This window comes from Pseudomonas sp. NPDC077408 (genome assembly GCF_050269105.1).
GTDB lineage: Bacteria > Pseudomonadota > Gammaproteobacteria > Pseudomonadales > Pseudomonadaceae > Stutzerimonas.
The window spans coordinates 144,914-170,063 of the sequence record NZ_JBNNHS010000002.1 but is presented as its reverse complement, the minus strand read 5'-3'; the positions used below and the strand labels follow the sequence as shown (position 1 = coordinate 170,063).

18 protein-coding genes and 2 pseudogenes are annotated in these 25,150 nt (G+C 59.7%); 11 read left to right on the top strand and 9 right to left on the bottom strand.

The genetic code is table 11. The features are described from left to right. Window positions 1-631: 631 nt before the first annotated feature. From ACQKEK_RS05850 to galE, 4 genes are all read left to right on the top strand, one after another. Window positions 632-2,806 carry a polysaccharide biosynthesis tyrosine autokinase gene (locus tag ACQKEK_RS05850; RefSeq protein WP_499141535.1) on the top strand — a complete coding sequence of 725 codons (2,175 nt, stop codon included), beginning with the start codon at window positions 632-634 and terminating at the stop codon, window positions 2,804-2,806. 45 nt (window positions 2,807-2,851) lie between these two features. Then, on the top strand, window positions 2,852-4,114 hold the full coding sequence (locus ACQKEK_RS05845; RefSeq protein WP_499141533.1) for an MATE family efflux transporter: 1,263 nt from the start codon (window positions 2,852-2,854) through the stop codon (window positions 4,112-4,114). A 280-nt stretch (window positions 4,115-4,394) separates the two neighbouring features. Next, window positions 4,395-5,294 carry a WecB/TagA/CpsF family glycosyltransferase gene (locus ACQKEK_RS05840; RefSeq protein WP_128120098.1) on the top strand — a complete coding sequence of 300 codons (900 nt, stop codon included), beginning with the start codon at window positions 4,395-4,397 and terminating at the stop codon, window positions 5,292-5,294. 119 nt (window positions 5,295-5,413) lie between these two features. Further along, the gene (gene galE, locus ACQKEK_RS05835; RefSeq protein WP_064480560.1) at window positions 5,414-6,469 is read left to right on the top strand and encodes a UDP-glucose 4-epimerase GalE; all 1,056 of its coding nucleotides are present in this window, start codon (window positions 5,414-5,416) and stop codon (window positions 6,467-6,469) included. A 43-nt stretch (window positions 6,470-6,512) separates the two neighbouring features. Here galE and ACQKEK_RS05830 read toward each other — a convergent pair whose 3' ends face one another. Continuing rightward, window positions 6,513-8,105, bottom strand: a complete 1,593-nt coding sequence (locus ACQKEK_RS05830; RefSeq protein ID WP_499141531.1) for a cellulase family glycosylhydrolase — start codon at window positions 8,103-8,105, stop codon at window positions 6,513-6,515. A 452-nt stretch (window positions 8,106-8,557) separates the two neighbouring features. Here ACQKEK_RS05830 and ACQKEK_RS05825 point away from each other — a divergent pair, with 452 nt between their 5' ends. From ACQKEK_RS05825 to ACQKEK_RS05805, 5 genes and pseudogenes are all read left to right on the top strand, one after another. After that, a complete protein-coding gene (locus ACQKEK_RS05825) occupies window positions 8,558-9,736 on the top strand; it encodes a cellulase family glycosylhydrolase (protein WP_499141529.1) in 1,179 nt (392 codons plus the stop codon). A 267-nt stretch (window positions 9,737-10,003) separates the two neighbouring features. After that, complete coding sequence (locus tag ACQKEK_RS05820) at window positions 10,004-11,137, top strand: O-antigen ligase family protein (RefSeq protein ID WP_499141527.1); 1,134 nt, start codon at window positions 10,004-10,006, stop codon at window positions 11,135-11,137. Between the two features lie 59 nt (window positions 11,138-11,196). Next, window positions 11,197-12,468: a glycosyltransferase family 4 protein gene (locus ACQKEK_RS05815; RefSeq protein WP_499141525.1), complete on the top strand. Its 1,272-nt coding sequence runs from the start codon at window positions 11,197-11,199 to the stop codon at window positions 12,466-12,468. A gap of 79 nt (window positions 12,469-12,547) precedes the next feature. Continuing rightward, a complete protein-coding gene (locus tag ACQKEK_RS05810; protein ID WP_216707187.1) occupies window positions 12,548-13,366 on the top strand; it encodes a glycosyltransferase family 32 protein in 819 nt (272 codons plus the stop codon). A 66-nt stretch (window positions 13,367-13,432) separates the two neighbouring features. Next, window positions 13,433-13,553, top strand: a pseudogene (locus ACQKEK_RS05805) (IS3 family transposase); the annotation flags it as partial. 559 nt (window positions 13,554-14,112) lie between these two features. Here the strand turns inward: ACQKEK_RS05805 and ACQKEK_RS05800 are convergent. The 3 genes and pseudogenes from ACQKEK_RS05800 to ACQKEK_RS05790 form a co-directional block, all read right to left on the bottom strand. Further along, a complete protein-coding gene (locus tag ACQKEK_RS05800; RefSeq protein ID WP_499141523.1) occupies window positions 14,113-16,251 on the bottom strand; it encodes a TonB-dependent siderophore receptor in 2,139 nt (712 codons plus the stop codon). Window positions 16,252-16,942: 691 nt separating this feature from the next. After that, window positions 16,943-17,311: pseudogene (locus ACQKEK_RS05795) on the bottom strand (hypothetical protein); the annotation flags it as partial. A 104-nt stretch (window positions 17,312-17,415) separates the two neighbouring features. Next, window positions 17,416-18,246 (bottom strand): NYN domain-containing protein, encoded by an 831-nt coding sequence (locus ACQKEK_RS05790; RefSeq protein WP_499141522.1) that lies wholly within the window; start codon window positions 18,244-18,246, stop codon window positions 17,416-17,418. 228 nt (window positions 18,247-18,474) lie between these two features. Here ACQKEK_RS05790 and ACQKEK_RS05785 point away from each other — a divergent pair, with 228 nt between their 5' ends. Beyond that, entirely contained in the window at window positions 18,475-19,887 is a 1,413-nt protein-coding gene (locus ACQKEK_RS05785) for an alanine/glycine:cation symporter family protein (RefSeq protein WP_499141520.1), read from the top strand. 54 nt (window positions 19,888-19,941) lie between these two features. Here the strand turns inward: ACQKEK_RS05785 and ACQKEK_RS05780 are convergent, their stop codons facing one another. The 4 genes from ACQKEK_RS05780 to ACQKEK_RS05765 all read right to left on the bottom strand — a co-directional run bounded on the left by ACQKEK_RS05780 (window position 19,942) and on the right by ACQKEK_RS05765 (window position 23,486). Then, complete coding sequence (locus ACQKEK_RS05780; protein WP_499141518.1) at window positions 19,942-21,048, bottom strand: catalase family protein; 1,107 nt, start codon at window positions 21,046-21,048, stop codon at window positions 19,942-19,944. Between the two features lie 168 nt (window positions 21,049-21,216). Beyond that, window positions 21,217-21,675 (bottom strand): DUF2214 family protein, encoded by a 459-nt coding sequence (locus ACQKEK_RS05775; RefSeq protein WP_499141516.1) that lies wholly within the window; start codon window positions 21,673-21,675, stop codon window positions 21,217-21,219. Window positions 21,676-21,693: 18 nt separating this feature from the next. Continuing rightward, window positions 21,694-23,076 (bottom strand): MATE family efflux transporter, encoded by a 1,383-nt coding sequence (locus ACQKEK_RS05770; protein ID WP_499141514.1) that lies wholly within the window; start codon window positions 23,074-23,076, stop codon window positions 21,694-21,696. Between the two features lie 116 nt (window positions 23,077-23,192). Further along, window positions 23,193-23,486, bottom strand: coding sequence for a hypothetical protein (locus ACQKEK_RS05765; protein WP_045424622.1), 294 nt, complete (start codon window positions 23,484-23,486; stop codon window positions 23,193-23,195). A gap of 217 nt (window positions 23,487-23,703) precedes the next feature. Here ACQKEK_RS05765 and ACQKEK_RS05760 point away from each other — a divergent pair, with 217 nt between their 5' ends. Next, complete coding sequence (locus ACQKEK_RS05760; protein ID WP_499142208.1) at window positions 23,704-24,639, top strand: SdiA-regulated domain-containing protein; 936 nt, start codon at window positions 23,704-23,706, stop codon at window positions 24,637-24,639. Between the two features lie 11 nt (window positions 24,640-24,650). On the opposite strand, the gene ACQKEK_RS05755 is transcribed toward ACQKEK_RS05760, so the two are convergent. After that, the gene (locus ACQKEK_RS05755; RefSeq protein WP_499141512.1) at window positions 24,651-25,100 is read right to left on the bottom strand and encodes a DMT family transporter; all 450 of its coding nucleotides are present in this window, start codon (window positions 25,098-25,100) and stop codon (window positions 24,651-24,653) included. Window positions 25,101-25,150: the final 50 nt, after the last annotated feature.

Sequence of the window (25,150 nt, the reverse complement as noted above, 5' to 3'; positions counted from 1 at the left end):
AGTCGGGTCGGATTAATTATGGTTGTTGCAACAGTATTAACCAGCGCATGAATACTCGCTCTAAAGATTGATTGTTTGGTTTTTGCCTGTTGTTATTCTTCCGCGGCCTGTAAAGCGTGCACGAAATTGAAACATTATTATTGAAAGATGCACCTTCCTGGCCGTCATTGGCCAATGACAGTGGCTCTGCAAGGCAGGATTTATAAGGTTCTGGAGTTGGCATTGCACCTGCATAATATTGTTTGGGTTAGGCTGAGGTTGGCGCCTCCTTAATGAAGTTCGGCGCGAATAATATGTGACGTTTCCCATTGAGTCGGTCGTGTTTAGACGGGCCCTGCGGTAGCTATGCGATTAGCTTATTGACTCTGAATGAGCGGATATCCCGAATGCTTTCCTTTAGGGTCCGGATTTTCGTATCTGGTTGTATGTCGAGCTGGCTCGATTCTGACAAGTTATGTCGGGGCGTTGTTTTCGCATATCGATAGCCGGCGAAGATAATTACTTTTATTTCGCAATAAGCGTTTCGTTTGTTTTTAACTGTCTGCGCCGTTATTAGGTCGCGGGCTGGCGGTAGCCTTGCCTCCAAAAGGGCGAATGAACGTTAGTGGCTGGGTTGAAAAAGGAAAATTCTATGCATACGGAAAAGTCTTCAAACAGGAGTGAAGAAGATGGGCAGGAAATCAACCCGGTTCAGATACTCGCCATAGTTATAGATAACTGGCGGTTCATAGCGCTCATTACCGGCCTTTTTGGAGCCCTGGCGCTAGCCTATGCGCTGTCTGCAAGGCCCTTGTTTGAAGCGGTATCGATGCTTGAGGTCGAGCCGAAGAGCCCCGGCGCTGCGAGCTTCTCCGAGCGCCACGAAAGTGTGGCGCTTAATGTCCCGCCCGCCATTGCTCAGACGCATGTGATGAAATCTGCAGCCGTACTCGGAGCGGCAGTGGACGCCTTGGAGCTGGATATCTCGGTTCGGCCGAAGGCAATCCCAATCATCGGTGAGTTTGTTTCACGCCATTTCATATTCGATGCAAACCGAGATGAGCTGCCGCGTATCGAGTCACTGGATGTACCCAAGGTATTGCGCGATAAGCCGCTCAGGCTGCTGGTCGGTCAGGATGACGCATTTCAGTTGTTCGATCCGAGGGGGCGCGAGCTGCTGTCCGGCATCGCCCCGCATGGGGCGAAAAGTCCCGACGATGACGTGCAGTTAAAAATCAGTCGGCTCGGCGCCGAGCCGGGCAGCGAATTCGTATTGACGAAGGAGCCGCGCCTGGCAGCGTTGCTGCGACTGCAAAACCAGCTGCAGATTGACGAAGTGGAGGAAGGCTCAGGCATCTTTGTCCTCTCGATCACGGATGCCGATCCAGAGCGAGCGGTCAACATTCTTGCCGAAGTAATGAAGGCCTACGTGGCGCAGAACATTGAGCGCGCTGCGGCTGATGCCAGCAGCGGATTGGAATTCCTCACCACAGAGTTGCCTGCCATGCGGGCAAAGCTCGAACAATCGGAACTGGCGCTGAACCGCTTCCAAACACAGGCGGGTTCTGTCGACATCAGTCTGGAGATCGAGGGCTATCTGAATCAGCTGGTCGCACTCGATTCGAAAATCTCGGCCCTGCGGCTGCAGCAGACGGAGCTAGCGAGTCGCTTTACCAGCGAACATCCGGCTTATCAGACGCTGGTCAACCAGATCGAGAGCCTGACGCTCGAGCAGCAGTCATTGGCCAGGAAAATTGGCACCCTTCCCGAAACCCAGCAGGAGCTGGTGCGTTTGAGCCGTGACGTTAAGGTTAACAATGAGATCTATCTGTTGATGTTGAACCGCGCCCAGGAGCTGGAAGTGATGCGCAACGGGATCGCCGGTAACGTCCATGTGCTTGACCAACCTGTAGCGGATACCATCAGCCCGGCCTGGCCAAATCGCAAGCTTGTCGTGTTGGGCGGTCTGGTTGGCGGTTTCGGTCTGGCGTTAGCGATTGTCTTTATTCGCCGCAAGCTCTTCCCGAGCATCGAGAGCATAGATGAGATCGAGCGGCTGGGGTTGCCGGTCCTTGCGGCAGTGCCGATGTTTTCGGCAAAGCAGCTTGATGGTGTTGTGGGCGACGGAGCGCCGGCGAAACAACCGGCGGTGTTGATGCGCGCAAACGATCCGTACACGGAGGCCCTCCGCAGCCTGCGAACCTGCCTGCGTTTGTCCCTGCCGAACCGACGCAACAACCTGATCATGCTCAGCGGTCCAAGTCCGGCCGTGGGAAAAAGTTTTATCTCGTTAAACTTTGCCGTCCTGGCCGCCCGTGCCGGGCAGCGCGTGTTACTCATCGATGCAGACATGCGGCGTGGGCACCTGCACGAAGCGTTGGCGCTAAGCGAGGAGAATGGTTTCGCTGAAGTGCTACAAAACCAGAGCAGCGTGACGGCGGCGATCCGCCCAACCGCAGTCGAGAATCTTTCTTTCCTGCCGCGTGGCAAGCCCCCGCTGTGGCCTGCTGAACTGTTGCTCGACCCGATCCTAGAGAATGTTTTACAACGCGTCGGCGAGCTTTTCGATCTGGTCGTAATCGACACGCCACCCCTGCTAGCTGTATCCGATGCGTTGATCATCGGTCAGCACACTGGAATCAATTTGATGGTGTTGCGCTTCGATTTTACTGCTGCACGCGAAGTTGAACTCGTCTTGCGCCGCTTCGAGCAGAACAATACGGAGTTGCATGGAGCGATCTTCAACTCAGTGGAAGAGCGGACGTCCACGCGGTATGGGTACAGCAAGAGCTGCTACCGGCTGGACTACCGCACAGTGCACTCCTGATCGCGCCGGTTGCCCGTCGCTACGCTCGCGAGTCATGGAGGTCTAATGAAGACATTGTTTGCACGAGGCGCGCAATGGAATTGGGCGCTGCTCGACCAAGCGCTGGTCAGCGGCACCAATTTCCTTATGGGTGTGCTGCTGGTGCGCTACCTCGGTTTCGAGCAATACGGGTTGTTCGTTCTCGCTTGGATGGCGGTTCAGTTCGTCATGGGCGTGCAGAACGCATTGATTGTTTCGCCGATGATGTCCATCGCGCCAAAGTTGAGTGGCACCAGGCGCAGCGGCTACTACGCCGCGACTCTCAGACTGCAAACGCTTCTGATAGCACTTGCCGCCTTACTGGTCGGGGCGCTGTCATTGATTCCGACCGTTTATCGGCCGCAGTGGCTTGCTGAAGGTGCCACTCTGCCTTTGGTCAGCTGCATGGTCTTCCTGCAACTACAGGATTTTTTGCGGCGCAATCTTTTCTCGCGGCTTGCACCGCAGCGGGCGTTCTATGTCGATCTGATTGCCTACGGCGCACAACTGCCATTAATGCTCATGGTGGTGGCAGTGTATCCGTCATTCCAGGCGGCCCTATTGAGTATCGTCGCGGCCATGCTGGTGTCGATCCTGGTGGGCGGACGCTGGCTGCCTCGGGCTGAAGGGCAGGCGCTCAATACCCGCGACGTGGCCGTTAGACATTGGCGTTCATCGCGTTGGTTGCTGGGCTCGACACTGTTGCAGTGGCTGTCTGACAACTATTTTCTAATCATCGCTGGCGTCGTGCTGGGCCCGGCTGCGGTCGGAGCGATCCGGGGCGCGCAGAACTTGTTGGCGCTGACTCATATCTTCTTCCTCGGGCTGGAAAACGTGGTGCCGGGCGAGGCCAGTCAACGCTTTCATCACGACGGCATCCCTGCACTACGCGGCTATCTGGTGAGGATCAGTCTGGTGCTGCTGGCCAGTACGGGGCTTGTCGCGGCGCTGGCGGCCCAATTTTCCAGGCCGTTGTTGAACCTCGCCTATGGTGCCGCCGATCCGATCAGCGTTGAGGCGCTGGGATGGTACGTGCCGATCTACCTGCTGGTGGCGCTTGCTTTGCCGCTGCGCGCAGGGCTGCGCACTCTGGAGCAAACGCGGGCAATCTTCTTCGCCTATGTGTTGGGTACCGCCTTTGCGCTGCTGGCAGCTCGAGCGCTGGTAACAGACTTCGGGGTAGCCGGCGTGATGTTTGGCATTTTGGTCAATCAGGTGGTGATGATGATCGTGCTGATGACTTCTCTGGGGCTGGCGTGTCGCAGCGCACGTCCGGCCCTGGAGCACTGATAGCGAGTACCACCCACGCTCGCCTAACTCCCTTCTTCCATTGCGCGGAAAACCTGCTCGACAACTGACTGCAGCGACGACTGACTGAGTTCATCGTCAGTTAGCCAGGCGTGCGTGTCTCTGCACGCCCCCGCTTTGCCGCTACCGCCAGCAGCTCGGCCCAATAGGGCTAATCGATTTCCAACGCAGACGCTTCCTGGCGTGACTCAAGTTGTGTCCGACCGGCTGGTACCTGCCTGGACGCTTGCCATGTGCATCTACAACGCAGAGGGATACCTTCATGGGAAAACAACAGTCGCCCGACGGATCCGTATGTTCGGTGATCGGCCTTCCGATAAACGCACTGAGCTGGCATACGGCATTGTCTCTTCTGGCGCAATGGTCAAGTCGACGTGAAAGCCGATACGTGTGCATTTGCAATGTGCATTCATTAGTGACCGCACGCGGCGACGCGGCGTTCGCCAAGGTCATTCACGAGGCGGATATGGCGACGCCCGACGGTGCGCCGCTGGCCTGGATGTTGCGCCGGCTGGGCATGGTTCGGCAGGAGCGAATTAACGGCCCGGACCTGATGTGGCGGTACTGTGCGGAAGCGGCCCATCGCGATGAGTCGCTCTTTCTGTTCGGCGGCCGGCAGGAGACGCTTGACGCGCTGCAGCGCGTGTTGCTGCAGAACTTCCCGTCGCTGCGTATTGCTGGCGCCTACTCGCCACCCTATCGACCGCTTAGCCAGGAAGAAGACGATGCAATCGTTACCCTCATCAATGCATCGGGTGCCGGCACTGTCTGGGTCGGTTTGGGCTGCCCCAAGCAGGAGTTGTGGATGGCGGCGCACCAGGGTCGGATTCACGCCGCGATGATCGGTGTGGGGGCTGCTTTCGATTACCACGCCGGAACCATCAGGCGAGCACCCATGTGGATGCAACGCGGCGGCCTGGAATGGTTTCACCGTCTGTGCAGTGAGCCGAGGCGTTTATGGAAGCGCTATTTCGTCACCAACTCGCTGTTCATCGTCTATGCCGGTCGCCAACTGCTTGGGCTTCTTCCTGCCGCGTCGATTGCGCCGACGCCGGCACCGGCATCAGCGGCGGTTGACCTAGAACACAAGGTCCGGGAGTGGAAGTTTGCCCTGGGCAACATGCTGTGGGTTGTGCATTTCTCGCGTATTCGTCGGCATTGACCTCAGCGACCCGTATAGCCATCGACCGTGGCGAACGTGGTTGTCAGCCGAGGCGGTCATAGCTTTTGCGTTCCAATCAGCTCGCCGAGCTGGCGACCCAGCTGGGCAAAGGACTAACGATGAGAGAGACCATACTTGTAACAGGAGGAGCCGGCTATATCGGCTCTCACACTACCCTGGTGCTCATGCTTGCCGGCTATGAAGTAGTAGTGTTGGACAGCCTGTGCAACAGCTCGGCCGAGTCGCTGCACCGGATCGCCACGCTTTGCGGCCGGACGCCCATATTCGTGCACGGCGATATCCGTAACGCTGCCCTGCTGGATAGCCTTTTCGCCTGTTACCCGATTACTGCCGTGCTGCACTTTGCCGGCCTCAAGGCTGTTGGCGAGAGCGTACGCAAGCCGCTTGAATATTACGCGACCAATGTCGGTGGCAGTGGCGAGCTTTATCAAGCCATGGCTCGGGCGGGGGTTTATCGCCTGGTGTTCAGTTCTTCCGCTACGGTTTACGGCGACGCCAGCCAGATGCCGCTGCGCGAAACTACCCCCACCAATTGGCCTACCAACCCTTATGGGCGGTCCAAGCTGATCGTTGAGGAAATGCTGCGTGACCTGGCTGCATGCGACCCGCGCTGGAGCATCGCCCTGTTGCGCTATTTCAACCCGATTGGTGCCCATGAAAGCGGCTTGATCGGTGATGACCCCAATGGCGTACCCAGCAATCTACTGCCCTACCTCAGCCAAGTGGCAGTCGGTCGGCTGGCGGAGCTTTCAGTCTTTGGCGACAACTACCCGACCCGAGACGGCACCGGCGTAAGGGACTACATCCATGTCATGGATCTGGCCGAAGGACACGTCAAAACGTTGGATGCCCTGCGCGATCGCCGCGGGGTGTCAGTCTGGAATTTAGGCACTGGCGTCGGCCAGAGCGTTCTGGAAGTCATCGCAGCCTTTGAGCGTGCTAGCCAGCGCGCCATACCATACCGAGTGGTCGCTCGACGGCCCGGTGATGTAGCCGAGTGCTGGGCCGACCCGTCGCTCTCGGCTCTGGAGCTTGGCTGGAAAGCCAAGCGTGGTCTTGATCAGATGATGCGTGACGCTTGGCGCTGGCAGTCCGCCAACCCCAACGGCTATGCGTGTTCCGTCGAGGCTGCGGTTGCTGTAGAGGCTGGCTAATAACTCATGGCAGGGGTGGAGCGTCGCCCCTGCACCGCGGCTGTTATCGTCCCATGACTGGGGGGCCTGACGGCAGTGGCTGACTGCCGAATAGCGCCTCTACCAATTCAGGGATGAGACGGTCACCGTGTTCGCCTACAGCGCTCTGCTGGAACAGATTGAAGTCACCGAAGGCCTGATGCACGACCCAGCCAGCATACCGGTTCGCCTGGGTTTGCTCGCGGATCTTGCGCATGAAGTGCGCACGTGAGGCGACGTCTTTCAGTGCAGGGGTTCCGTTGTAGTTGAACTCGGAGACGACGCCAAATTCACCGGCGATGATCCGTTTGGGGTTGATACCGCTCGAAACCACCCAACGTTGTAGCTCGGACCAGTCCTCCCAGCGCGAACCGTTGTCATACCACAGGTCATTGATCAGTCGGCTGTAACGGGCGATCTCCGATTTTTTCTGTTCTGAACTCAAGTGCGGATCCGCATTAACGCGGGCGCTGACGTCTGCGACCATCTGCGTCTGGCCGCCGACATAACGGGTGATTGGCATCGGGACGTTATACAGATGAGGTTGGCTGCCAATGCCCTGGTGAGTGAACTCGCCCGGTGCGTAGGGGTGAAAGGAGAACATGGTGTTGGCGTCGAAGTCGCTCAGGTTGAAGCGATTCAGTGCCCCATGCCAGCCGGCCTCCGGCTGCAGAATGATGGTCATGTCCGGAGCTTTGGAGCGGCATGCGGAGTGCCAGCCCGGTGCAGCTGAGCGGTAGTAGCCCGGTGTGAGTTGCTCTCCCGGTGGCTCGTTGATCATTTCCAGCGCCACCTGCTGCTTCGAGAAGTAGCTGCCCATGGCTGAGCAGAGCCTGTTGAGAGCGTAATGAAAGCGCGCTTGCTGAGCAGGTTCGTTGACCAGGGCGATGCGTTCTTCCCAAGTCGAGGCCCAGGCAACATGGACGCGGAAGCCGGTTTGTGCGGCCCGATCGATATAGCCGATCCAACGCGACAGAGTGGCCTCCATGCTCACCGGCGGGGCCAGGAATTCGTCAAGCGAAATCCAGATCCGCAGGGTGTTGAAGCCAGCCGCCGACAGTGCAGTCAGACGCGTCTGGGTCATGCCGTAGGCGGGCGCTTCCCAGTCATTCACTGGCGGAGTGATGTCGATGCCCTTGATGTCGCCTCGGGCCATGAATGCGGGGTTGGCTTGGGTGATCGTCGTCGAAGTATCTGCTGTAGCAGAGGGGGCGGACCCGCTGCGCAGCGCTGGCGCTGTGCTTACCGTGTTTGGGGAGCCGACCTTGTTGCCGTCCAGAAGCCCGCCCTTGACGTAAATGCTGAGGTTGCTACCGACCCGGAACACTTTGCTGATCTCGCGCAACTGCCCATCGGCGAAGCGCAGATGCACGCCGGGTTTGAATGCGTCGATGCTCGCCTGAGTGGCAGGAACCGAAAGCCCCGCATATTGGCGCCAGATACCCCGCAAGAAATCTTTGCTGGTGAAAGAGTTGATCTTGGAAACATACGCGGTTTCCGTCGAAACCGAAGTGGCTGCGTGAGCCTGAGTAAGTGCCAGGGGGGTGCAGCACAGGACAGCTGACGCAACGGACAGCAGCAGCGCCCGACGCGTCTGGTTGGAAAGAGTGTTAAGCATGATGGCTCTCAGCGACCTAATACTTCCAGGCGTATGCCGTGGAAAAGTAGCGGGAGTGGATAACAGGGTGTGCGAATCGGAACGGCGATTAGTTCAGTTGATATAACTAGAAATAAGGTTCTCCTGAAGAAACCCGGTGAGGGTTTGGCTTTGGTCGTTTGCGGGCTTGAGAATAGTTGCATTTAAGTCTGTTAGGAATATCCGCAAATTCCCTTGACCACCAGCCTGGTAACAGCTTTAGACCATGCGCCACTGTTTTGATATTTCGTAGGAATTAAGCCTAACGGCGTTTTTAGAGATTTCAGGTAAAAATGATGTGCTCGGATGCCATCGAAAGATGGCACTTAAATATCACTTAATTTCCGACGATTGGTCACGCGCCAGCACTTTCAGAGTTTCTTTTCATCAGCACGGTTTCCAACTTCTTATTAATGCGCCTCAGGAACCGAACCATGTTGGCTTTCCGAGAATATGCATACGCCCTGGTCTCGCTGCTCATCAACGTACCGGTCGCCGTTGCGGACACCAGTGAACCTACATTCACCCGTAGCGGGCCTATCAAGGGAATCGGAGTCAGTCCGCCGATTAGCAACTGGGAAGCGCCGGCCTATGGCCTGACTCAGGCACGGCTGGACGCCCTGGAGCAGGCTGGGTTCAACACCCTGAGGATCTGGATCTCGCTGGAAGAATTTCTGACCCCGCCGGTCAGTATGGAGGCCACCCTGTCGCGCTGGACCGGCTATATCAGCCGCGCGGCAGAAACCGGCTTCCGGGTACAGGTTTCCTGGGCATCTACCTGGGAGCAGCGCATCGCAGTGGTCAGCGAGCCGACGACAAATGCGCGCTTTGAAAGGGCTCTTGGTGCACTGTGTGGCGCCCTCAACAGGTCATACTCGGAAGAGCAGGTTGCGCTGGAGATGCTTAACGAGCCTCCTGGCGAACAGCTCGCACCGAGCTATTACACCTCCGTTGCGCCGGGTTGGTATTCGGCCTGCCGCTCCAAGGCACCGAACCTGACCATCATTCTACAACCGGAAGCCGGCTGGCATGGCGCGCTCGGGCACTTCAACCTGAGCCAGTACGATGCCAACACCATGTTCTCCTTTCACCCCTACGCACCGGGCGAGTTCACTCATCAGGGCACTGGCAGCCAGCCGCACCTGTACAACGTTCCGATGCCGATTACCCGCTACGCTGGCGGCAAGATGCAGATGCTGGCGGACGTCAGCGCGCGCATAGAAGCGGATACAACGCTGACGCCCGAGCGCAAGGTCGAAGAAATCACCCGTTACGGGCGCATCATCGATCACCTGTGGTGGAGCGATGGAGCGCGCTGGGAGGACTGGACAGAGTTGCAACGTTGGGTTGGTTCGAGCGGGATCAATCCCAGGCGGATCATCGCCGGGGAATTTGGCGTTGTTTCCGAGTTCAACTACAACGGAACCCCCGCACTGCCGGATGTCGCTTCACGCGCCTACTTCATGCACAAGATCCGCGCGCAGACTGAGGCAAACAATTTCGCCGGTTGGGTAGTGCATCAGGCATTTGGTGACTTCAACCTGTTCCAGCAAACCTCAGTGGGTGAGCATGGCGAGCACCTTATCCCCGAACTCGTCGAGGCGCTGTTTTAGGGGCGCCGGTGGCTGTTGGTGTGCTTTCTGAAGCAACGGTAAAACGCGTTGAAAATATCGCTATGGCGACGGAACGAAGCGCAGCGCGGCAGGACCAAGCTGCGTATGGCCCGGACAAGCGTTGCCCGTAGCAGCTGCTCTGAAGCTTTGAGCACCCCGGCACTGGCTTGTCTGCATGCCACCTGGCTACGGACCAGCCGGTAAACCCTGGATGGCACTTCCGGAAACGGATGTTGGTGCATTGATGCACGACTGAGAGCGTTCAAGATGAAGAAGCTCGGCTACCTGGTAGCGCTGTACCCGATCGGGTTCATTGATTCCGTGATCGCGTTGCGGATCTCTCTATTACTTTTGTTGCTTTCCGTGGTTATCAACAGGCGTTTGTCGCTGGTTGACTGGCTGTTGCTCGGTCTGCTCAGCATCACGGCCTATTCCTGGCTGACGGTGGACGGCTATGAGCGCAGCTTCATCGCGCCGCAGATCTCGTCCTACTATGTGTTCCTGTTCAGCCTGCGTTTCTTCTACGTCTGTCGCGATGATCTGCTGAATTTCATCACCAATCTGCCGCTGTTCCACTATCTGCTGCTGTGCGTCGTTTACCTTGTTGTTCAGGTCAAGGTCGGCTACACCTACGAAGTTGGCGTATTGGAAGCCTTCATGCTGATTCGCCTGGCGCTCCAGGCGCGCCAGCGCGGCTTGATGTTGGCGATACTGCTGGCTTATCTGGTGCTGATGTTTCTCATCTCGACCCGCACAACGCCTTTGGGCATCGCTCTGCTGGTTGCCGGCTGTTGCCTCCTGAAACCGCCGAAGCCGGTGCTCAAGGCGGTTGTCGTGGGTGTGATCCTGCTGACGCCAGTGGCGGGTTTCTTTCTGATGGGCCTGGATCTGTCTTCCAGCATGGCGGATGTCGATGACAACGCGGAGATCCGCCTGGAGATGCTCAAGGGCGCCAGTTCGATGATTGGCATATCCGACTTCCTTCACGGGGTCGGATTTGGCGGCCCCTATCGTGACGTGAGCTTCGAATATGCCTTCTGGCATCCGCTGCTCGATACACGATTTCTTGCGCATCAGGTGTCTAACCACAACTCCTTGTTCGACGTCTTCTTTCGCTTTGGGATCTTCGTCTACGCCTTGTTTGCCGTTGTGTTCCTGCGCGTCATCTGGCTAGACAAGACGACCAACCATTACGTCTACGCTCTGTTGTTTGTCACCCTGTTCTCGCTATCGGTGAATGCGTATCTGGATTCAACGCGCCTATCGCATGCCTTCGCCGCTTTCATTATCGGACTGATGCTTCTGATACCGCGCAGGACCTTGCGGCACCAGCGCGCGCCCAATGCCGCAGTGGTGCGGGTCGGTTCGCGCACTGTTGATGCTGCGAAGTCGCCAGGCTGACATCTCTCCTAACGCTCACCCGCTGAATTCTCGTCCGCATGTCAGTACAGGAAGTGCCCATGAAAGATTGCGTTTTGATTTCCGCGTTTGCCTGCGACCCGTCCATGGGTTCAGAGCCCTACGTAGGTTGGAACTGGCTCAAACAGATCCTGACTGTCTCCGATGGAAATGTCGTGCTACTCACTCGCCGGATGCATGAGCGGCCAGTGCGCGAGGCGCTCGAACCGACCAGCCGCGCGCGTCTGGATATCGTTGCTTTCGATTTGCCCGGCTGTGCCGGTATGGCTCACCACCACAGCCTGATGAAGCCGTACTACGTGTTCTGGCAAGTAGCCGCATTGTTTGTCGTGCTGGCCTACCAGCTGCGTCATCGTTCGCTCGCGGTGATACAACAGTGCACTTACAACGTGGTGGATATGCCTGGGTTGCTATGGCTGGTACCTGGAACGCGGTTCATTTGGGGGCCAGTGGGAGGTGGTCAGATACCACCTGCCTGGGCGAAACCGCTTTATGGGCGGGGTTGGATCAAGCAGCGCTGGCGCACGCTGATGAAACGCACGTTGCGGTTCAACCCGTATATCTGCCTAGCATCGTACTGCTCATCGTCAATCCTGGTGGCCAACCAGGACACCCTCGAGATGCTGCCTCGCTTCGCGCACCGCAAATGCATCAAGACGCTTGAAACAGCGGTGAGCGGCGTAACCGCTAGCCCTGCGGCGCAGGAGCCGAAGGAAAGTTTCACATTGCTCTGGGTCGGTCGGCTGGAGCCCCGCAAGGCTCTCAAGCTGTTGCTCGACGCCATCGCACAGATCAAGGCAGATCAGCCTCAGGCTTACGAGCGATTGCGGATCAAGGTACTCGGTACTGGGCCGGATGCGCAGAAGACTCAGGTGGAAGTAGCTGCACTAGGGTTGGCCGGCAAAGTCGAGTTGCTCGGCGCGTTGCCTTTCGCCGAAGTCCAGCCGCTCTACGAGGGCGCCGACCTTTTCGTCTTCACCAGCGTTCAGGATACCTCCGGTAACGTGCTGCTCGAATCGCTGGCCAGCGGCCTGCCAGCTATAGCGCTCAATCACCAGGGCCCCCGAGAAATCCTGCAAAACGGGGGCGGACGGTTGATCGATGCGCACTCCTATAACGAGGCGGTTAAAGAGTTTGCACGCGCCATACTTGAGCTGATGGATGCGCCGCAATTGCTTAGAGCTTACGCACAGGCGGGACTGGAGAATATTCAGAAGCATTGCCTGTGGGAGCAGAAGGGAGAATTGTTCCGTACGCTGCTGGATGCGCAGGGCAAGTCTGCGAAAAGCCATCTCGCCTCAGATCAAGCTTGAGCGAACGTCTCATGTTTCCTCGTACTTCTACTCGCGCTAAGGGCGCGGGCGATCTTTCTAATGCATGAAGGAGGCGAATATGATTCCAAAGATCATTCATTACGTTTGGATCGGCGATGCGCCGAAGAATGAGCTGCTTCTGCGCTGCATCGAGAGCTGGAAAAAATATCTGCCGGACTACGAAATCAAGGAATGGGGCAACTCGCAAATCGACGGAATCGACATTCCCTATGTCCGTCAGGCGCTGGAACACCGCAAGTGGGCGTTCGCATCGGACTACATGAGGTTGTACGCACTGCACCGCTATGGCGGCTTTTACTTCGACTCCGATCTAGAAGTCACAGCCGATATAGAGCCGTTCCGCGAACATGACTTTGTTGCTGGCTTCGAGGAGTATCAGGGCAACCGATATCCGATGTCGGCGTTCATCGGCGCGGTTCCTAATAACGCAATTATTGGTGATCTGCTAGCCGAGTATGCGTCGCTGAGTCTAGTGGACCGCAACGGAAATCTCGACCTTACGGCCAATACCAAACGCATGACGCTGTATTACGCGCGCAGGTTCGGCCTGAAAAAGCCCTATAAGACCGATGAGCCAACCGCGTTAGATAGTTACTCGTTTATCTATCCGGTTCATTACTTTTGCACGCCTGCGCCGCACAAAAAAAACTTCACCATTCACCATTTCAACGGTTCGTGGCTGGACGGCTATGCGCGACGCAATGTTCTAAACATGTCCGGCTATACGCTGTGCGTTTTCAAGGACCGCAAAAAGGCCAATCGCAGCTTGCCCCTCACCTACAACGAAAGCTTGGCAATGATGCTGCCGCTTGGCTTCGACCTGAGACTGGCGCTCCTGCGCAAAGGCACGTCCCGGCAACCTTTTAAAATGTGCTGATCACATCTAAGGAAGCTGAACCGCCCCTGCTTTCCCAGAGGCTCTGACTCTTGACAGGGTAGGGCCATGAACACAACGACGAAGCATTCCCAAGAAGTCCATGAGCGAGCGGTTCGACCAGTACTGGAGCATCAAGACCACCATGAGTCGAAGCGTGAAGCGATGCTCTATCTCCGCCAAGATCGGTTCTTACTGCCGAAACGGTGCGCAGCTGAGTGCGTCTAGCGTGATAGCGGTAAGCGTGAACGCTAGACCAGCAGCGAACGCGAGCGGAGACCCTGGAGCGAGAAATACGTGAGCGGCGCCAGGCCAACGAGATCCGGCAGCTGATCCATCAATGACCGCGGCGTTCAGTGCGCGTTGTTTAGACTATGCCCAACGCCTGCTGAGGCTGGCGTTGGGCTCTCAGTACGTAGCGTCGATTCCTGTGACAGTGCTGGTCGAAACCATCTATGGCTTCAAAAGGTCGAGGTGAGCCATCGCCATGCGTGGCAGAGCGGGAGGCCGTGGAGCTAGCAACGCCGAAATGGTTGGACCTCTCTAATCCCGGAGGACGATTAGAGCCCAGCGGGAACGTTCCGCCGGCATCAGCCGAAGTGAACTCCTATCAGCAACTGACCGAGTCCGCCCAAGCTGCATCACTCACGCCAAAGAGCTTTCGGAATTTCCGGGGTGGTTCAATGTGTCGTGACGCGGCCCTCTCGGGACGTGCTTGATCCACGTCCCGATATTTCGGCGAGGCGTTGTTACAGCTCGATTGATACCCCGGCCTGCAGGGTGCGCGGAGCGCCCGGGTAGGCCCAGATGTTCCAGGCGCGCTCTTCGTATTCCTCGTCGAAGACGTTGTCGAGGTTGAGGTTGAGGCGAATGCGGTCGGTGAGCGGGTAGTAGGCCAGCAGATCGACCACGGTGTAGGCGCCCATGTCGTAGGCAGTGTTCGAGGTGCTGCCCTTGCGTGAACTGACGTACTTCACGCCAACCCCAAGGCCCAGCCCGTCCAGCGCACCGTTGTCGAACTCGTAGGTGTCGAGCAGGTTGAAGCTATGCTCTGGCACGTTGGCCAGGCGGCTGCCCACCGGCACGGCGGCGCTGTTGCTTTCGGTGACTTCAGCGTCAACGTAGGCATAGCCGCCGATCACGCGCCATTGCGGGGTGATATTGCCGGCAACGCTGAGGTCGAAGCCGCGGCTGCGGACCTCGCCTGCAGCCACCTGGAAGGCCTGGGAGCCAACGTTTGCCGGATCAGCCGTCAGCACGTTTTCCTTGGTGATGTGGAACAGTGCGGCCGTCACGCTCAAGTTGTGTTCGGGCAGGTCGTACTTGATGCCAGTCTCGTAGGCGACACCTTCTTCCGGGTCGAACGCCTGGCTGCTGCGGTCGGCGCCCCGGTTGGGCTTGAATGAGCGGGAGGCGTTGCCGTATACGGCCAGCGCTTCGGTCACGTCGTAGATTGCACCGATGCGCGGCGAGACGGCGTTATGCGCCTGATCCCAGCTACCAGCAGCCGACAGCTTGTTGGTGTAGTTCTGCTCGAAACGTTCCAGGCGGGCACCCAGCTGCAGGGTGAAACGGTCGGTCAGCTCGACCTGATCCTGCATATAGAAGGCATAGGACTTCAGGTCTTCGTCGTCCCAGTAGTTGGGGCCGAGAATGGGGGGCAGCGGCTGGCCATAGACCGGCTCGTACATGTCGATCGGGAAAGAGCCTACGCCACCTGCGGAACGGTCGATGCGGGAGTTGTAGTTAAAGTCGTCGTACTCGATGCCGGTCAGCAGGGTATGCATGAAGCCCAGAGCGCTGAAGCGGCCTTCGAGGTTGGCCTGAATGGCCGTATCGTTCCATTCCAGCCGTCGCTCGCTGTAATTGCGGCCCACGGTGCGGCCGTCAGCGGCCAGGCCATTGTTCTCCACGGCGCCACCGTCCAGGCTGCCGTCGAGGTATTGCACGCCGCCGCGCAGGGTCCATTGGTCATCCAGCAGGTGCTCGATTCGCAGCTGAGTCATGGCGTTTTCGTTCGTGAACTTGCCGGCGCTTTCTTCCCCGAGGAAGCGATCACGTGGCAGCTGGCCTTGCTGGCCGGCGTAGCGCGTCACGCCGCGGTCGAGCGGGTGACGGTTGTGGAGGTAGTCACCTTCCAGAATGATCGCGGTGGCGTCGCTGAGGTCCCAGCGCAGCACTGGGGCAACGTTGTAGCGTTCGCTTTCGACATGATCGCGAAAGCTGTCAGCGCCTTCGGCCACCAGGTTGAGGCGATAGGTGAATTCGGCCTGCTCGTCCAGTGCGCCGGTGGTGTCCAGCGTGCCGCGGCGCAGCCCCTCGGTGTTGAATTGAGTGCCCAGCACGGTCCGCTGCTTGGCCTGCGGTTGCTTGCTGACGATGTTGAAGGTGCCGCCCGGGTCGCCACGGCCATACAGCATTGAGGCCGGGCCACGCAGGACCTCGATTCGCTCGATAGTGGCGGCGTCCGGCATGTTGGGGTAGCCGCGGTTGATGGCGAAGCCGTTGCGGTAGAACTCCTGGGAGCTGAAGCCGCGTACCAAGAATTCGGTCAGGCCCTGGCCGCCGAAGTTGTTGCCGCGCTCGACGCCGCCGGCATAGTCCAATGCATCTTCGAGACGGGTGGCACCGATGTCTTCTACCACCTGCCCGGGGACGACGCTGATTGACTGCGGGATTTCATGGATGGGCGTGTCGGTACGCGTTGCGCTGGCCGAGCGCGTAGCGCGATAGCCGTCCACTGGGCCGTCGGCGCGCTCGGCTTGCGGGGCGGTAATCTCCATTTGTTCGAGGGCGATGGGGGCCCCGGCAGATCCCGTTTGTTCGGCAGCGTAGGCGGTGGCGGCGAGCGCCTGTAGCGACAGCACAGGCACGAGAAGTCGACGCATTGGGGCAGTTCCTTTTGAAGGCTTCGAGCGGAGGGGCGCAGATGCTATAGATGTTGATAACTATTATCAATTGAGCTGCAGCTGGTTCGCTGAATTGTGTCGCTTTAGGGGTTTGATGAGTCGTTGCTGGCGCCGCTCAGGGCTTGCGGCATTGCCGAGCAGTTCCTGTCGAGCCGGCATGAGGTCTGCTTTAGCACGGAGCGAGCCCGGCCGACCGGGACGGAAGAGTTCGAGCAGAAAGGTCGGAGAGCTTCGCACTCCAGATCCCGGTGCGCATCGTTGCGCTGCGGTTGCGTTGGTTTGCGAGGCGCTTCAGGAGAAGGGCTGGATGGTTGTGAGGTTTGGCTTTTGCTTGGGCAGGCCTGCGGCCTGCATTCGCCGCGGGGCGCGCCTCCCACAGGGCAGGTGCGAGGCTGGCGTTTCCTGCGTATGACCTGTTCATTAACCTCGCGTTGCCACAACGTCCGCCACGGGCGCCATTGATTTGCCGAGACGATGCGCCAGCGTCATCTCACGCGCGTCGTCCAGCGCCGCTTAGGGATCAGCGACCCCGGCTCTCGCCCTCGCGGGACCGAGTCGAGTCGGCTGGCGTTTCGGTACCGGTCATCGTCGAGGATTCGGTATGGGGTTGGGTGTCGTCAGTGGGCTCGGCTTCAGGCTCGCTGGACGGTACGACTGTTGGCGTTCCGATGCTTTGCGAGGCGCCACGGCAGGTCAGCTCGGCGAAAGGCTGGTCCGGCGAGTACTCGCCTGGCACCCGCTCTACCCGCTGAGTGTTGGGGCTCACGGTGAAAACGGGCGGGGCGGAGGTGTCGGCACGTGCATCGTCGGGCACGTGGAATTCGCAGGTCACGGTGTCACCGGTATTGTTCCTCACCTTCACGGCGCGTATTCCGACCAGCTCGCCACCCGCCTCGGTGGTTGAGGTCGGCACGCCCATGGCGCTGACTTCGATATCCAGGCCGTTCAGGTGGGTGATCACTTCGGGCTTGGGTGTCTGGGCAAGCGCAACAGGTGCGCAAAGGGCTAAGCCTAGGGTCGTGAGCAGTGCCTTGGTCATGGAAACCTCCTCGAGTCGATGACTGCTTAGAAGGGTTCGAGGGGTGAGGGTTCGGTCTGCTCTCCGATTTGCTTGTCCGTTGCTTCGCATCCTGCGGTTGAGCGCTACTTCTGTGGCTTCAGATTGCGAGCATAAAGCGCTTTCCCGCCCGTGGAGGTGGTGCCTCTGGCCTCCAGCTCGAATCGCTTGGAATGCGATTTGATCAGGTCGCTGAGCTTCTTGAAGCCATACAGACGCGGATCGAAAGCGGGACGGAGTTTGCTGATGTTGGAGCCAAGCTCGCCGAGCTGCACCCAGTCATCCTCGTCATCGGCAATGTCGCTAAGAACCTTGGCGATGAACTCCACCGGAGCCTTTTGCGCTTTGACCTGGCCGCCTTTCTCGGCGGTTTTGGCATCGTCTTCGGACTTTTCTGCAGGCTCCGGCGCGGGCGTCTTGTCCCCATTGCTTGGGGGTTCCTGCGAGGTCTTGGGTGCGTCGGCGCGAAGAATTTCGGTGTAGATGAACTTGTCGCAGGCTGAAACGAAGGGCGACGGGGTTTTTTGTTCGCCAAAGCCGTAGACGGTCAGGCCTTCTTCGCGGATGCGTGCGGCCAGACGCGTGAAGTCGCTGTCGCTCGAGACCAGGCAGAAGCCGTCGAAGCGGCGCGTGTAGAGCAGGTCCATCGCGTCGATGATCAACGAGCTGTCGGTGGCGTTCTTGCCGGAGGTGTAGGCGAACTGCTGGATCGGCTGGATCGAATAGTCGAGCAGTACCTTCTTCCAGCTGCCGAGGTTGGGCTTGGTCCAGTCGCCGTAGATGCGCTTGACGCTGGCGACGCCGTATTTGGCGATTTCCTCGAACAGGCCTTCGACAATCGCGGCGGGGGCGTTATCGGCGTCGATAAGAACCGCAAGATGGATCTGCTGACGGGTGTTGCTGGGCTTGGCGGCCATGATTCGTCCCTGGATGGATGTGTGTCGACCTTAACGCCAGTTGCAACTGGGGGCCAGGGAAGTGCGGTCGCAATCTGGATGACAGGCTTTGCCGTTCCGATTGAACCCTCGCGGGCGAGTCGGTTCCGACCTTGCGTCCAGGCTGCTCGACGCGCTCTGGCTGGTGCTGCCCAGCGTAGCGACTAGAGTAAGCCGTACCCCTTACGTTTCTCACGAAAAGGCGCCTTCATGACTCCCATCGTCGACTTTCTCAACACCATCTTCTGGGGCTACGTCCTTATTTACGGTCTGCTCGCGGTTGGGGTGTTCTTCACCATCCGCCTGGGCTTTCTGCAGTTTCTCCATTTCGGCGAAATGGTACGGGCCATCCGCGGTGCGCGGCAAAGCGACGCTTCGGGGATATCGCCATTTCAGGCGCTGTGCACCAGCCTCGCATCGCGGGTGGGCACCGGTAACCTGGCGGGCGTGGCGGTTGCGCTCTATCTGGGTGGCGCTGGCGCGATCTTCTGGATGTGGATGGTGGCGTTGGTGGGCATGGCGACGGCCTATGCGGAAAGCTCACTCGCGCAGTTGTACAAGGTGCGCGATGGGGAGGGTCAGTACCGGGGCGGCCCGGCGTTCTACATTGCCAAGGGTTTGAAGGCGCCATGGGCCGGCGGCGTGTTTTCCGTGGCGCTGATCATCTCGTTCGGGCTGGTGTTCAACGCGGTGCAGGCCAACTCCATTGCCGATGCCATGGAGGGCGCGTTTGGTGTCCCGAAACTCTGGGTTGGCGTTGCAATCGCCATCCTCGCTGGGCTGGTGATCTTTGGCGGGCTGCGCTCCATCGCGCGCTTCGCCGAGCTGGTGGTGCCGCTGATGGCGGGCCTGTATGTGCTGATGGCACTGATCGTGTTGCTGATGAACATCACCGAGGTGCCAGGCGTGCTGATGACCATCGTCCGTAGCGCCTTTGGCCTCGAAGAAGCCGCCGGTGGTGTCGCCGGCTCGGTGACCGCGGCGATGCTCAATGGCATCAAGCGCGGCTTGTTCTCCAACGAGGCAGGCATGGGGTCGGCGCCCAACGTGGCGGCGACCGCGACCCCAGCGCCGCATCATCCGTCTTCCCAGGGGCTGGTGCAGGCGATGGGGGTGTTCATCGACACCATCGTCATCTGCACCGCTACCGCGGTGATGATTCTTCTGTCGGGCGTTCTTGAGCCCGGTTCGGGTGTAACCGGCACGCAGCTCACCCAGCAGGCAATGGAAAGCCACATCGGCGTGGCAGGGACCTACTTCATCGCCATCGCCATTCTGTTTTTCGCTTTTACCTCGATTGTTGCCAACTACGCCTATGCGGAGAACGCGCTGATATTCCTCGGCGGCGGCAACAAGCTCGGGCTGACCCTGCTGCGTCTGGCGGCTTTGGGCATGGTGATCTGGGGCGCTTACGAGGCAGTCACGACCGTGTTCAACGCCGCGGATGCGTCCATGGGGCTGATGGCGACGATCAACCTGATCGCAATCACGCTGCTCTCCGGCACGGTGGTGAAGCTGACCAAGGACTATATGGCGCAGATCAAGGCGGGCGAGGTGCCGACGTTCAAGGCCGCGGACTACCCGGAACTGAAAGCCAAGATCAACAACAATATCTGGCGCTGATGTGAAAACGCCCCGGCAGTCATGCCGGGGCGTCGCGCGTTACAGCTCGGTGGGTCAGCTCGGTAGCCGGTCCAGTGTTTTTGGCTCATGCATCGGGCAGCCGTTGTGACGAGCGCGGAACTCGGATGACATCTCATAGGCCGGCTTGCGTGAGCGCATGATGCCGCCGAGCGGACGATGGGCCGCCAGTCCATGCCAGGGGCTGAAGGACATCTGGTCATCCACCACCGCTGCGCGGGCTTCGCTCCAGGCCGATTGCGGCTGGACGTTGATCCGCGCAACCGTGACGTAAGGGCTGGCATCTTCCGGCCAGACCACGCTGGCGTCCTCGATGGGCATCTTCTCGATGTCGGTGGCCAGCTGCACACGTAGCTCCCAGGTCCCGCCGTGCTGAGCGAAATGGTCGTTGATCGCCTCGCGCAACCCGTTCGGCTTGTCCTTGAGGTCGACGTTCTGATCGGTCAGCGCCTTTAATTCCGGCGAGACGGGCACCACCGAAAGCTTGGCGAAGTAGCGGCCATAGAGCAGCGGAACCACGCTGTAATAGGTCTCCCCGAGCAGATTGGTGGTGGGATGGCCGCCCATGCCTTTGAGCGTCGCGCTTTCGCCGCCGGCCTTTTCCACCAGGCTCTCGGCACCGCGCAGCGCGGCAGACAGCGCCTGCTTGGCGCGGGGCGCTCGGTCGGTAGTCTTGGCGATCAACTTCACCGACTTCAGGAAGTCCTTGGGTGTCGGCGCCATGAACGCCGGCGCGTTGACCATGACGAAATCCTGGGTGACCTGGCCGCCCGCATTCGGCAGGCGTTCGCCTTCAACGCCGATGAGCTTGATCGCCAGCCCGCGCGGAGTGGAAACCTTGTCATCAAGGATGTCGCCCGGATTGGTCGAGTAACGCATCACCACCGGCATCTTCCCAGGCTTCGCAAAAGCCCCCTGGGCCAGTTCTGGCGGCAGGTCAGGCAGGACTTCGATTTCACCCTGCAGCAGGCCGTGGCTCTTGGCGTGCACGCTGCGAACGGCATGGCCACTGTCAGCAAAGGTCGTCTCGGTGATCTCGCGCATGGCCTGGATCAGGCCGGAGATGGTCTCGGCTTCGTCGTCTGGCACCTGTTCGTATGCAGGGTCGAAGGGTAGGGGCGTTACGGTCAGGCGATCGGTCATCGGCTCGGCTCCGTCTGGTGATGCGGACTTATGGACTGCTGCGCCGCGGTCTGTAGTCGACAATCGAGGTCCGGAATCGTTTTCGAAGAGCGTGCAAGCCCTTGTGGATGGACTTTGCGCAGGATCAGTCCACAAGCCTGGATTGCCCAGGCCCAGGAGCGCGCCGTTTTACTGCGGAATTACGCCAAACCCTCGCGCCATCAGTGCCGCCAACAGAGGAAGCAGCAGCAGGGCGAGCAGTTCGATACGGATCACCAGCTTGACCATTCGTGCGCTGGTCGGGCTGATGCTCGGGACCTGGCCAACCTTTAAGGCAGGTCGCCATTTCAGAAAGGTCACGGTCGGATAGATCGACAGCAGGGCTACGACCACGAACAGCCCGACCTTGGCATGGAAGAAGCTGTTGTTGAGGTAATAGTCCAGTCCCTTGCCATAGCGCATCGCGCGCGCTGCGCCGGTGACCAGGACGAACCCGGCGGCGATGCCGAAGGCCAGATCAACGCGAAACAGGCTGCGGGCGCGTTTGAAATTCAGCGGCAGGCGGAACAGCTGGTGCTCGAGCACCAGCAGGGAGAAGAGCAGGAAGATCGCCACGAAGTGCAGGTAGGCGGCGACGGCATAGGCCATTTTCTGAAGGTCCTTTGGTTAGGGTTGCTGCGGTGTGGCGGTGACAGCTGCCGCCGCATGGGTCGAGGCGAACCATTGCCCCTGGCGTTGCAGCCGCCTGGCGATGCTGCCTAGGCAGACGCCGCGCAGGAGCATGAAGGCGAGAAAGGCCAGCCACAAGCCGTGATTGCCCATCCCACGCAACAGCCAGCCCAATGGTAGCGAAATCAGAACGGCAAGCAGCATGGCGTTTCGCATTTCCCGCGCACGGGTGGCTCCGATGAACAAGCCGTCCAGCAAATAGCTCCAGACGGCGACCAGGGGCAGCGCGGCGAGATAGGGCAAATAGACAGCGGCGGTTTCACGCACCGAAGGGATGTCGGTCTGCAGGCTGACGAACAGCTCGCCGCCCAGCAGGAAGAACAGCCCGAAGGCCAGACTCGCCAGCAATGACCAGCCGCCAGCAACAGTCAGAATCCGTCGCAGCTCGGTGCGGCTCTGGGCGCCGATCGCATGCCCGCTCAATGCTTCGACCGCGTGGGCGAGACCGTCGAGTGCATGCGCCGTGAGCATCAAACCGTTCAGCAGCAGGGCATTGGCCGCTACCGTGGCGTCACCCAGCCGCGTCCCTTGGACCGTGACCAGGAAGAACACCAGCTGCAGCGCCAGCGAACGAAGGAAAATGTCGCGGTTGACGGACATCAGTGGACGCCAACTGGCCCACAGGCGCAGCGCCTGACGGTCCAGGCGTCCGGCGTAACGCAACAGTGCGCCTCGGGTCAGCGCCAGGCCGACCAGCACACCGCTCCATTCGGCAACGACCGAGGCGCGGGCTGCGCCGGCCACGCCCCACTCCAGGCCGATGACGAACCACAGATCCAGCGCAACGTTTATCAGATTTGTCGTCAGCAGAATCGCCAATGGCGCGCGCGCATTCTGGGTGCCGAGAAACCAGCCAATCAGCGCCATGCTCGCCAGTGCGGCGGGCAGGCCGAACAGGCGGGTGTGAAAATAGGCTTGGGTGAGCGCGTCGAGTTCGGCAGAGGGCTGCATGAGCTGCAGCGCGTAACCTTTTAGCGGCATCGCAAACAGGCTCAACAGCAGCGCAAAGCCCAGCGCCAATAGCAAGCCCTGCAGCAGCACCTGACGCAGCGCGCCACCGTCCTGACGTCCGGCGGCCTGAGCAGCAAAGCCGGTGGTGCCCATGCGCAGAAAACCCATCACCCAGACCAGCAGGCTGTAGAGGCTGCCGCCTACTGCAACCGACGCGAGCTGATGCGCGTGCGGCAGGTGGCCGATCACGGCGCTGTCGACCAGCGCCACCAGTGGCACGGAGAGGTTGGACAGAATCATCGGCGCAGCCAGCGCCCAGACCCGTTTATGAGTGGGGGCGTGCTGCCAGGCGGTCAATAACCGTGACATGAAAGGCTCCAGAACAGCCGGGCATGATACGTCGCGATGGTCCGGAGCGCAGCCGAGCGATGGCGCTGGTGCCGTGCTCGGTCGGGTTGTCGGAGGAGTAGGGCGCTACGAATGGCTCAGTGGATTAGCCAGCTCAGCAACCAGAGCCCGAGGAACAGATAGATCACCCCGGCGATGATCGAGCGGCGGAAGAACGCGCGAAACGCGCCGACCAGCAACATCAGGCCGATGGCCAGTGCAATGAGGCTGATCAGTGAACGATCCATGCCGAGAGTCCGCGACAGACCCTCGAGAAAGTTGGCGCCGGCATCGGCGAACAGCCCGAAAAAGCCGCTGAGCGCATCGACGATGTAACGAATCACGGTGCCGAGCGCCTGGCCCAACCATTCGAAAAAGCTTTCCACCTGCATGCTGCACTCCTGCCAAACGATCCGCGGCCGCAAGCGCAGCCGTTCCCTGGTCCATTGGGCTGCCAATCCGTCTGGCAGTTCCCGGCGTTGCGATTGAACCGCAGCCACGGCGATGGGTCAGTAGCAGGCTGATCGGCGCCATCGCGTGCACCGTCACGCAAATGCAACCCTTCGCGATCAGGCTATCTCGCCAGTAGCGGCCTAACGAGAAAAGATGATGCCGATAGTTACCAGTACCCGCCCGCGTTGGTTGCCTGAGGTTCGCCCGCAGGTCTGGGCGTTGGGAATGCTGGCTGCAGGTCTGCTGCACACTGCTGCCACCTTTCACCTCGATGAGCGGGTGTTCTATTCGCTGCAATCGGCTTGGCAGGAGAGCAGTCTCCAGACCCGCAGCCTCTGGTTGCCCGAGTACCAGGTGCGTGTCGAGGCTAAGCCGGTGGCGACCGTCGGTAACAACCTTTCCGGCTTGACCTTCGATGAGCAGCGCAATCAGCTCTGGGCCGTGGTGAACAACCCGGAGGAGCTCGTCGCGATGGATCTCAACGGTGAATTCATCGCTCGCTATCCCTTGAAGGGGTTCATCGACGTCGAGGCCGTTACCTACCTGGGCGACAACCTGCTGGCAGTTGCCGAGGAGCGCAGCCAAACGATCGTGATCCTCCCGGTTCCCTCGCAGCCCGGTGAGCTGGTGCGTGAGGATTACGCGGCAGTCTCGCTGTCCATGGGCGCATCGGACAACTCGGGTTTCGAGGGGTTGGGCTACGACCGCGCGGGTGATCGACTGTTTGCGGTGAAAGAACACTCACCACGCAAGCTCTATGAGATCCAGGGCATCAAGGCCAGCCTCAGCGGGCAACTGAACCTCAAGGTCATCGATCGTGAGGCGTGGATCGAGGACAAGGACATGGCCAGCGACCTTGCCTCGGTGCACTACGACGAGCGCACCGGTCATCTGGTACTGCTCAGCGATGAAGCGAAAATGATGCTTGAGCTCGACGGTGAGGGTGAGCTGGTCAGCTTCCGCTCGTTGTGGAGCGGCTTTGCCGGTCTCGACAAGAGCGTGCCTCAGGCCGAAGGCATGACCTTTGACGAGCGTGGCGATCTGTATCTGGTCAGCGAACCCAATCTGTTCTACGCCTTCGAGCGCAAGTAGCCGAACCTGGGTCAGCCGCGGCGGATCATCCAGACGCCTGCGAAAATCAGCAGCAACCCCCCTAGCTTGCCCAGGCTGATCGACGACTGGCGAAAGCCCGCCCAGCCGAAGTGATCGAGCAGCAGCGCCATCCCCAGCTGGCCGGCTAATACCAAGGCCATGAACAGCAGCGCACCGATACGCGGGCCGGCGAAGGCGGCGGTGGCAATGAAGAACATTCCCAGCAATCCAGCACACCAGTGATACCAGTTCAGCGCCCGCAGTGCCTGGATGCCCGGCATGTCCCGCTGGAACAGCACCACGCAGATCAGCGCCACGGTGCCCACTGCGAAGGACAGCATCGCGGCGCTCATGACGCTGCCAAAGTGCTTGGCCACCTGCCCGTTGATGCCGGCCTGTAGCGGCAGGAAAGCCCCGGCGATAAAAGGCAGAACGAGTAGCCACCAGGCTGCGACGGGCATGCTGATTTCCTCCAGAGAAAAAGAAAGCCCGCCGAGGCGGCGGGCGTAAT

Coding starts and splice junctions, on each gene's coding strand:
- ACQKEK_RS05815 (WP_499141525.1), top strand. CDS start 11,197: ATGAAAGATTGCGTTTTGATTTCCGCGTTTGCCTGCGACCCGTCCATG.
- ACQKEK_RS05780 (WP_499141518.1), bottom strand. CDS start 21,048: ATGACCGATCGCCTGACCGTAACGCCCCTACCCTTCGACCCTGCATAC.
- ACQKEK_RS05770 (WP_499141514.1), bottom strand. CDS start 23,076: ATGTCACGGTTATTGACCGCCTGGCAGCACGCCCCCACTCATAAACGG.
- ACQKEK_RS05760 (WP_499142208.1), top strand. CDS start 23,704: ATGCCGATAGTTACCAGTACCCGCCCGCGTTGGTTGCCTGAGGTTCGC.
- ACQKEK_RS05845 (WP_499141533.1), top strand. CDS start 2,852: ATGAAGACATTGTTTGCACGAGGCGCGCAATGGAATTGGGCGCTGCTC.
- ACQKEK_RS05785 (WP_499141520.1), top strand. CDS start 18,475: ATGACTCCCATCGTCGACTTTCTCAACACCATCTTCTGGGGCTACGTC.
- galE (WP_064480560.1), top strand. CDS start 5,414: ATGAGAGAGACCATACTTGTAACAGGAGGAGCCGGCTATATCGGCTCT.
- ACQKEK_RS05755 (WP_499141512.1), bottom strand. CDS start 25,100: ATGCCCGTCGCAGCCTGGTGGCTACTCGTTCTGCCTTTTATCGCCGGG.
- ACQKEK_RS05825 (WP_499141529.1), top strand. CDS start 8,558: ATGTTGGCTTTCCGAGAATATGCATACGCCCTGGTCTCGCTGCTCATC.
- ACQKEK_RS05775 (WP_499141516.1), bottom strand. CDS start 21,675: ATGGCCTATGCCGTCGCCGCCTACCTGCACTTCGTGGCGATCTTCCTG.
- ACQKEK_RS05850 (WP_499141535.1), top strand. CDS start 632: ATGCATACGGAAAAGTCTTCAAACAGGAGTGAAGAAGATGGGCAGGAA.
- ACQKEK_RS05820 (WP_499141527.1), top strand. CDS start 10,004: ATGAAGAAGCTCGGCTACCTGGTAGCGCTGTACCCGATCGGGTTCATT.
- ACQKEK_RS05830 (WP_499141531.1), bottom strand. CDS start 8,105: ATGCTTAACACTCTTTCCAACCAGACGCGTCGGGCGCTGCTGCTGTCC.
- ACQKEK_RS05765 (WP_045424622.1), bottom strand. CDS start 23,486: ATGCAGGTGGAAAGCTTTTTCGAATGGTTGGGCCAGGCGCTCGGCACC.
- ACQKEK_RS05810 (WP_216707187.1), top strand. CDS start 12,548: ATGATTCCAAAGATCATTCATTACGTTTGGATCGGCGATGCGCCGAAG.
- ACQKEK_RS05800 (WP_499141523.1), bottom strand. CDS start 16,251: ATGCGTCGACTTCTCGTGCCTGTGCTGTCGCTACAGGCGCTCGCCGCC.
- ACQKEK_RS05790 (WP_499141522.1), bottom strand. CDS start 18,246: ATGGCCGCCAAGCCCAGCAACACCCGTCAGCAGATCCATCTTGCGGTT.
- ACQKEK_RS05840 (WP_128120098.1), top strand. CDS start 4,395: ATGGGAAAACAACAGTCGCCCGACGGATCCGTATGTTCGGTGATCGGC.